Origin of the sequence: Methylophaga sp. UBA5088 (assembly GCF_002414625.1) — a bacterium.
Taxonomy (GTDB): Bacteria; Pseudomonadota; Gammaproteobacteria; order Nitrosococcales; family Methylophagaceae; genus Methylophaga; species Methylophaga marina.
Genome location: NZ_DIAC01000051.1, coordinates 1 through 8851, shown reverse-complemented (window position 1 = coordinate 8851; position 8851 = coordinate 1). Strand labels below are relative to the sequence as shown.

Here is an 8851-nt window from a genome sequence, read left to right as displayed (position 1 = left end):
TATGGCCGCAGACCATCTTGCCCCCAGCCATTACGATGACTTTATATTTCATCATTTTCGGTAATCTCATAGGTAGCCGTATTGGTGAAATGGGTGGTTTCAGTTACATGGAATATATCGTGCCTGGCATTATCATGATGGCCGTGATCAATAATGCCTATTCAAATGTGGCCTCCTCGTTCTTCAGTGCCAAGTTCCAAAATCACATTGAAGAGCTGATTGTGGCACCCATTCCGAATTACTTGATTTTGGCAGGTTATGTCGCAGGTGGTACGGCTCGGGGGCTGTGTGTGGGGATTATCGTGACACTGGTATCACTGTTCTTTACTCACCTGCCGGTGGAACATATTTTTATTACCATCAGCATGGTATTTCTCAGTGCGGTTTTATTTGCATTGGGTGGGTTCATCAATGCGATTTATGCACGCAGTTTTGATGAAATTGCCATCATCCCGACCTTCATTCTAACCCCGCTAACCTATCTGGGTGGAGTGTTTTACTCTATCGATTTATTGCCAGACTTTTGGCAAAACGTTTCACTATTGAACCCTATTTTGTACATGGTCAATGCTTTTCGTTACGGTATGCTGGGCATTTCAGATATCCCTATCATGGCAGCCTTTGGCATCATCATGTTGTTCATCGTAGCACTCACCGTATATGCCTTATATCTGTTGAAAAAAGGCACTGGCCTCAGAAACTAAACCTTGTCGACCAGACTTAAGGCTTGTTGAACTGTGTGAATGCCTGCGTCTCCTAAGTGGGCATTCTCACTTAAATGCCGCCGCCAGCGTCTAGCACCTGGTTGGCCTTGAAATAAACCTAGTAAATGTCGTGTGATAGATTTCAGCGGTCGTCCTTGTTTCATTCTTTGCTCGATATACGGCAACATAGCTTCAATGACATCATGTCGACTTGGCTTGTCAGTAGCCGCTTGCAGAAAAATGCGTTCATCCGCATCGATAAGCAGGTACGGGTCATGATAAATCGCTCTACCCAGCATGGCGCCATCCACATATTGCAGATGCTGCTGGGCTTCCACCAAACTATGAATACCGCCATTAATATCGATGTGTAGGTGTGGATAGTCCTTTTTGATGTGATAAACACGTTCATAATCCAGGGGTGGCACATCACGATTTTCTTTTGGACTTAAGCCTTTAAGCCAGGCCTTACGGGCATGTAGAATGAAAATATTACAGCCTGCAGCTGATACAGCATCAACGAAATGAGTCAGAAACTCATAACTGTCGTGCTCATCTATGCCCAAACGGGTTTTTACAGTCACTGGTATAGTCACCGCGTTTTTCATCGCCGCTACGCCTTCAGCGACTAAATTCGGTTCAGCCATCAAGCAAGCGCCAAAACTGCCCGATTGCACTCTGTCACTTGGGCAGCCGACATTCAGATTAATTTCACTATAACCAGCATCTTCGCCCATCTTGGCACACTCAGCCAAAGCAGCGGGGTCAGAACCGCCCAGTTGAAGTGCCAACGGATATTCAGCGGCATCATGTGCTAAAAATCGCTGTCTATCACCATGAATCAACGCCCCTGTGGTCACCATTTCTGTGTAGAGCAAAGCATGTTTCGAAATAAGCCGTAACAAATAACGAAAATCACGGTCGGTCCAATCCAACATGGGTGCAACGGATAATTTTCTGGAGTCTATAAAAGATAATGATGATGACATGATTCAATTGACGTAGATTAATGGGACATTTTCTCAAATCAGCTCACAAAAATCTGCTTATAACGATTATTTATGACACATACACACCCTGAAGGCTTTGATTACACCATTATTCGCAGTTCACGCCGTAAAAGTATGGCGTTGGTTATTAAGCAAGGTGAAGTCATTGTGCGGATACCAACGACACTTGCAGTCAAAACAGCACAAGACTTTGTGGATAAAAAAAGGGCGTGGATAAAACAAAAACTTGAACAACTGCCAGTCACCAGAGACACCGTTTACGCAGATGGGGAGTCTTTTTTATTTCTAGGGAACATGTATCAATTAGATATTCATACCAGCAGCGCTGAAAATACCATTAAACACATCGACAATCGCATACAGCTCTATACCAAGAAAAAAGATATATCGGCAGAAGGTATTAAACGTCAACTGGAAAAATGGTACCGGCAACAGGCTAATGAAATTCTGACATCACGATTTTTTCAATTGGCGGAAGCGTATCAGTTCTTTCCTAAAAGTCTTACCATAAAAACCTATAAAGCTCGCTGGGGAAGCTGTTATCGCTCGGGCGATATTCAGCTCAATTGGAAACTTATCATGGCCACTGACAAAGTCATTGATTACGTCATCCTTCATGAGCTTTGTCACCTCCGGCATCATAACCATTCAAAGGCTTTCTGGCAGTTGGTAGCGGACATCTGTCCTACATACAAAGAACATAAGCTATGGCTGAAACAAAATGGAGACCGATTAACGCTCTAGACCACGCTGTGTGACGACTTTGTGAAGATAATTAAGCTTGAAAAATTCTCTATATAGATTAATATGTCATTTCGAATAAGGAACGCTGCAACAGGTGGTTAACCTGCTAGGCTTATTCAATACTCCATTATTTAACTGCGTTCATTATTAACAGGTAACTGATAGTAATGAGCGAGATTTATTCCCCCTCAAATAGCACAACTATCATTACCACAATCTCATTGTAATGAGGAAGTTGACTATGAGTAGCAATTATCTTTTCACTTCTGAATCTGTATCGGAAGGCCACCCAGACAAAGTTGCCGATCAAATTTCAGATGCCATCTTGGATGAAATTCTTCGCCAAGATCTCCATGCTCGCGTGGCTTGTGAAACATTAGTAAAGACAGGCACCGCCATCGTTGCTGGTGAAATCAGTACTTCAGCATGGGTCGATCTCGAAGATGTTGTTCGTAAAACCATCACCGATATCGGTTATAACAGCTCAGATGTGGGTTTTGATGGTCAAACCTGTGCGGTTATGTCTCTGATTGGTAAACAATCCTCTGACATCGCCATGGGCGTTGATAGAGACACAGAAGAAAATCAGGGCGCGGGTGACCAGGGTTTAATGTTTGGTTATGCCAGTAACGAAACTGATGTTCTCATGCCAGCACCGATTACTTACGCACACCGTCTGGTAAAACGCCAATCAGAGGTTCGTAAAAATGGCGAGTTAAGCTGGCTACGTCCAGATGCCAAAAGTCAGGTGACATTCATCTATGAAGATGGAAAACCTGTTGGTATTGATGCCGTTGTATTATCCACACAGCACAGCCCGGATATTTCACAAGCCAGTCTTCATGAAGCGGTGATGGAAAGCATTATCAAACCCACACTGCCCGCTGAATGGCTAACTAAAGATACAAAAATCCATATCAACCCTACCGGACAATTTATTATCGGTGGTCCTGTCGGCGACTGTGGTCTGACAGGCAGAAAAATCATCGTTGATACCTATGGTGGTATGGCTCGTCATGGTGGTGGTGCTTTCTCTGGTAAAGACCCATCAAAAGTCGATCGCAGTGCGGCTTATGCAGGTCGTTATGTAGCGAAGAACATTGTTGCCGCAGGCTTAGCCGATCGCTGTGAAATCCAGGTGTCTTATGCCATTGGTGTGGCTGATCCGACCTCTATCAGTGTAGAGACATTTGGTACCGGAAAAATTTCTCAAGAAAAACTGGTCGCCCTGGTTCGTGAATACTTTGATTTACGACCAGTTGGCTTAATTAAGATGCTCGATTTAATCAAACCTATCTACCAACCAACAGCGGCTTATGGTCACTTTGGCCGTGAAGATGTTGATTTTAGCTGGGAAAGAACAGATATGGCAGATGTATTACGCGACGCTGCCGGTTTATAAAAGAATTTGAGGAAACGAACAATGGAATCACCAATCGAAAATTTAACCCCTGATTATAAAGTTGCTGACATCAGCTTGGCTAAATGGGGCCATCAAGAAATTAAAATTGCTGAAAGCGAAATGCCAGGTCTAATGGCCTTACGTGAAGAGTATGCTGGCCAAGCGCCACTGAAAGGTGCTCGTATCGCCGGCTGCTTACATATGACGATTCAGACAGCCGTATTGATTGAAACCTTAGTCGAACTCGGCGCTGAAGTTCGCTGGTCATCATGCAATATTTTCTCGACACAAGACCATGCCGCAGCCGCAATTGCTGATCAAGGTATTCCAGTATTTGCCTGGAAAGGTGAGACAGAAGAAGAAGCGGTTTGGTGTATCGAACAAACGATCATGGGTCCAGACAACTGGCGTCCTAATATGATTCTGGACGATGGTGGTGACTTAACCCAAATCATGCATGATAAATATTCAGAATTATTAAATGACGTGAAAGGCCTGTCAGAAGAAACAACAACCGGTGTTCACCGTCTGTATGAAATGATGAAAGCAGGCACATTGAAAGTGCCAGCCATTAACGTCAATGACTCTGTCACTAAATCCAAGTTTGATAACCTTTATGGTTGCCGTGAATCACTACTCGACGGTATTAAACGCGCCACGGACGTGATGATCGCCGGCAAAATCTGCGTTGTTTTAGGTTACGGTGATGTGGGTAAAGGCTGTGCACAGGCATTCCGTGGCATGGGCGCCACCGTTATGGTGACTGAAATTGATCCAATCTGTGCGCTTCAAGCCAGCATGGAAGGCTATCGTATTGTTTCTATGGATGATGTGGCAGCAATGGGCGATATCTTCGTCACCACAACAGGTAACATCGATGTTATCAACCATGACCATATGCTGAAGATGAAAAATGAAGCCATCGTTTGCAATATTGGTCACTTTGATTCAGAAATTGATGTCGCTTCCCTGCGTAAATATGAATGGGAGAACATCAAGCCGCAAGTTGATCACGTTATCTTCCCTGATGGTAAACGCATCATTCTGTTAGCTGAAGGTCGTCTGGTGAATCTTGGCTGTGCAACCGGTCATCCAAGCTTTGTGATGTCAGCCTCGTTCACTAACCAAGTCATGGCCCAAATCGAGTTATGGCAAAATACAGACAATTATGAAAATAAAGTCTACGTATTACCGAAAAAACTGGATGAAAAAGTCGCACAACTGCACTTGGGTCGGATTGGTGCCAACCTGACTACGCTGACAGACGAGCAATCAAAATATCTGGGGCTGGAAAAAACAGGCCCATTCAAACCTGAACACTACAGATATTAATCTTTAATCAATCTAAAAATGGGCTGAGTTTTCAGCCCATTTTTCTAATCAAAGTTAATGGATATGGCCAAAAACCTCACTTTAAGCTGCGAATTCTTTCCCCCAAAAACGGAAAAAGGCATTGCCAATTTAAGTAGTGTCCGAGAACAGCTTGCCCCTCTTAAACCTGAGTTTTTCTCAGTGACCTTTGGCGCAGGCGGTTCAACACAAGACAATACGATGGATGCGGTTATAGACATTCAAAAGCAGCATGCAGTGACCAACATTGATGCCGCCCCCCACCTTTCTTGTGTAGGCTCATCCGCAGAACGTATCCGTGTATTACTGGATACCTATCGCAATAATAATATTCACCGCATTGTCGCACTTCGTGGTGATCTGCCATCAGGTATGCAAGCACCAGGTGACTTTCGTTATGCCAGTGAGCTTGTTGAGTTTATTCGAAAAGAAACAGGTGACTTCTTTACCATCGAAGTAGCCGCCTATCCTGAAGTACACCCGCAAGCACAGTCTGCTGAACATGACCTTATCAACTTCAAACGTAAAGTGGATGCAGGTGCGAATAGTGCGATTACACAATATTTCTACAATATTGATGCATATCGTTATTTTGTTGATGCCTGTGAACAACAAGGCATTGATATTCCTATCATTCCGGGCATTATGCCCATCAATAACTATGCCCAGCTGGCTCGATTTTCAGCAGGTTGTGGTGCCGAAATCCCTCGATGGCTTCGCAAGAAACTGGAAGCTTTTTACGATGATACGGCATCAATGACTGCGTTCACCGTTGATTTTTTAACTGACTTTACTCAGCAATTAATCGATTTGGGTGTACCTGGTATACATTTCTACACCATGAATAAGGTTGACCCGACACTCACCATTTGTGATCGTTTAGGCCTGATTAAATAAATCTACAGTTAAGATTTTGTATGTAGCTGTAGGCAATGGCATAAGACTTGCGGTAACATATTTACATGGTCGTCAAAACACATAAAGAATTCTCGTGAAACCCTCATTACAGCTGCGTGTAGGCCAGAGTCTGTCAATGACTCCGCAATTACAGCAAGCCATTCGTTTGCTGCAATTGTCTTCGCTTGAGTTACAAACAGAAATTCAGGAAGCACTCGAAACCAACCCTTTGCTCGAAGTTGAAGAAGACTTTGAAGTTGACGAGAACGCACGCAAATCAAACACCGAAGATCAGACCAGTCGCGAAATCAGTGAGCTCGACAATCAGAATATTCCCGAAGATCTTCCTGTAGATAGTCAGTGGGAAGATACCTACGATTATCAACCCGTCAGTACCAGTAACAGCAATGTTATTCATGACGGTGATATGGAACGCGAGAATCAGGACGAGAGCACTGACTCGCTACAGCAACACCTGCTTTGGCAAATGCGACTGACTCATTTCACTGAAATCGAAGAAGCTATCGCGACTATCATTATTGATTCAATTGAAGATGATGGCTACCTGAAAACTTCTCTCGACGATATCCAAGCAAGCTTAGGTGAAGAATTTGCTGAAATAGAGTTAGATGAAATCGAGACCGTGCTTCACCGTATACAGCATTTTGATCCTGTCGGCGTGGCAGCCAGAGACTTACGTGAATGTTTACTGATTCAACTTCGGGTGTATCAAGCCTCAGGTCTACCTCACATTGATCTGATGAGAGAGTTAATTGATAAACATCTGGATACATTGGCCAAACGCGACTACGCCCAAATTAAGCGTGCTTTGAAAGTGTCGGATGATGAATTGACCGAATTGGTTCGCTCTATCCAGCTTTTAAACCCGCGCCCCGGCAGTCAAATCCAGACAGATACAACGGAATATATCGTTCCAGACGTGTACGCCAGAAAATCAAAAAGTCAGTGGGTCTTATCTCTTAATCCTGATAATGCCCCACGCTTGCAAATAGCTGAACACTACGCGCAACTGATCAATCGGGCTGATAACAGTGCCGAAAACACCTATCTGAAAAATAATCTGCAGGAAGCACGCTGGTTTCTGAAAAGCTTACAAAGCCGCAACGAAACCTTATTAAAAGTCACCGAAGCGATTATTGACAGACAAAAAGACTTTCTCGATTTTGGTGAAGAAGCGATGAAGCCGCTGGTATTGGCCGATATTGCTGAAGCTGTGGAAATGCACGAATCAACGATTTCCAGGGTCACAACGCGCAAATACTTACATACACCTCGCGGAATTTTTGAACTGAAATACTTTTTCTCCAGCCATGTCAGTACTGAGGCCGGCGGAGAATGTTCAGCTACAGCGATTCGCGCTATCATCAAAAAACTGGTTGCAGCTGAAAATCCACGAAAACCATTGAGCGACAGTAAAATTGCCGATATCCTCGGAGAACAAGGTATTAATGTCGCCAGACGAACAATTGCAAAATATCGTGAAACGTTGGCAATTGCGCCATCGAATGAGCGTAAACGACTGGTGTAAAACCAGTTATCATCACTCAAAAGGAGTCCAACATTATGCAGTTAAATTTAAGCGGACAACATATCGAAATCACTGACAGCTTACGCGATCACGTCAACAAAAAATTCGAAAAACTGACTCGCCATTTTGATCACATGACCAATGTTCATGTTGTGTTATCAGTAGAAAAACAACGTCAGAAAGCGGAAGCGACTGTTCATGTCAGCGGCGCAGACTTGTTCGCCTCAGATGAAAATGAAAACATGTATTCTGCTATTGAGAATCTGGTTGCCAAGCTGGACCGTCAAATCATTAAACACAAAGATAAAATCACCGATCATCATCAGTCAGTCGGTGCCGAAATGAAGCACAACGTCAACTAATAAGAGATTCTTTTTTATGCTAATTGCCGCATTATTGGTTAACGCTGACAGTATCAGCTTTCATGACAATGCTACGAGCAAAAAGAAAGTACTGGAAAACTTAAGTCAGAAGTTAGCCAGTAATACGAATGCGACAACAGCAGAAAAAATATTTCAGGTGTTATTAGAACGAGAAAGACTAGGCAGTACAGGTCTGGGCAAGGGCGTGGCTATACCTCACGCCCGAGTCCCCGGACTGACTCATACCATCGCCGCTATGCTCACACTCGAAACACCCGTTCCTTTTGAATCCGTTGACAACCAACCTATCGATATTGCTTTTGGTTTACTCGTGCCTGAAGAAGATACCGACCATCACCTACAACATTTGTCACGCCTCGTGACTTTATTTCGCGATCCGGAAATCTGCCAGAAACTGCGCAATGCAAATAGCGCAGAACAGATTTTTGAGTTACTGCTCTCCATCGACGAAGATTAATCGTGCCTCAAACTAGCCAACACCTCTCACTTCATGGAGTGATGGTCTGTGTTGATGGTTTAGGTGTTCTCATCAAAGGCCCACCAGGCATAGGTAAAAGCAGTCTGGCTCTTCAACTGATTAGTGAAGGTCATCAATTTGTTGCTGATGATGTGGTTGATATTCATCGTCACAAACATGAATTGATAGCGACTGCACCGTCCATACTGAAAGATCTCCTCAATACAAGAGAGCTCGGCACAATCAATATCAGGAAACATTTTGGCAGCGCGCACGTGCTGGATACCTGCCCATTACACTTTCAGCTAAACCTGCATGAGACATTAAAGCAAGTGAGACAACTTGAAGGAAACCA

General features: G+C 43.8%; 10 protein-coding genes and 1 riboswitch. Of the genes, 9 read left to right on the top strand and 1 reads right to left on the bottom strand.

Translation table 11 applies throughout. The features are described from left to right. Positions 1-704, top strand: a 704-nt coding sequence (locus tag B4K20_RS06890; RefSeq protein ID WP_289282365.1) for an ABC transporter permease, incomplete at its 5' end; no start/stop codon positions are given. On the opposite strand, the gene dusA is transcribed toward B4K20_RS06890, so the two are convergent. Then, positions 701-1693, bottom strand: coding sequence for a tRNA dihydrouridine(20/20a) synthase DusA (gene dusA, locus B4K20_RS06885; protein ID WP_289282364.1), 993 nt, complete (start codon positions 1691-1693; stop codon positions 701-703). The two genes, B4K20_RS06890 and dusA, sit on opposite strands and share 4 nt — an antisense overlap. Before the next feature lie 72 nt (positions 1694-1765). Between dusA and B4K20_RS06880 the strand changes: the two genes are divergently transcribed. The 8 genes from B4K20_RS06880 to B4K20_RS06845 form a co-directional block, all read left to right on the top strand. Continuing rightward, the gene (locus tag B4K20_RS06880; RefSeq protein WP_289282363.1) at positions 1766-2458 is read left to right on the top strand and encodes a M48 family metallopeptidase; all 693 of its coding nucleotides are present in this window, start codon (positions 1766-1768) and stop codon (positions 2456-2458) included. Positions 2459-2529: 71 nt separating this feature from the next. After that, positions 2530-2608: riboswitch (S-adenosyl-L-homocysteine riboswitch) on the top strand. 91 nt (positions 2609-2699) lie between these two features. Next, complete coding sequence (gene metK / locus B4K20_RS06875) at positions 2700-3860, top strand: methionine adenosyltransferase (protein WP_289282362.1); 1161 nt, start codon at positions 2700-2702, stop codon at positions 3858-3860. 21 nt (positions 3861-3881) lie between these two features. Beyond that, positions 3882-5192, top strand: a complete 1311-nt coding sequence (ahcY, locus tag B4K20_RS06870) for an adenosylhomocysteinase (protein WP_289282361.1) — start codon at positions 3882-3884, stop codon at positions 5190-5192. A 63-nt stretch (positions 5193-5255) separates the two neighbouring features. Continuing rightward, positions 5256-6107, top strand: coding sequence for a methylenetetrahydrofolate reductase [NAD(P)H] (gene metF / locus B4K20_RS06865; protein ID WP_289282360.1), 852 nt, complete (start codon positions 5256-5258; stop codon positions 6105-6107). 94 nt (positions 6108-6201) lie between these two features. After that, a complete protein-coding gene (locus B4K20_RS06860) occupies positions 6202-7656 on the top strand; it encodes an RNA polymerase factor sigma-54 (RefSeq protein ID WP_289282359.1) in 1455 nt (484 codons plus the stop codon). Between the two features lie 35 nt (positions 7657-7691). Continuing rightward, positions 7692-8018: a ribosome hibernation-promoting factor, HPF/YfiA family gene (hpf, locus tag B4K20_RS06855; protein WP_286303572.1), complete on the top strand. Its 327-nt coding sequence runs from the start codon at positions 7692-7694 to the stop codon at positions 8016-8018. A 16-nt stretch (positions 8019-8034) separates the two neighbouring features. Beyond that, positions 8035-8496, top strand: a complete 462-nt coding sequence (locus tag B4K20_RS06850) for a PTS sugar transporter subunit IIA (RefSeq protein WP_286303571.1) — start codon at positions 8035-8037, stop codon at positions 8494-8496. A 2-nt stretch (positions 8497-8498) separates the two neighbouring features. Further along, a partial coding sequence (locus B4K20_RS06845; RefSeq protein ID WP_289282358.1) for an HPr kinase/phosphorylase occupies positions 8499-8851 on the top strand: 353 nt, incomplete at its 3' end.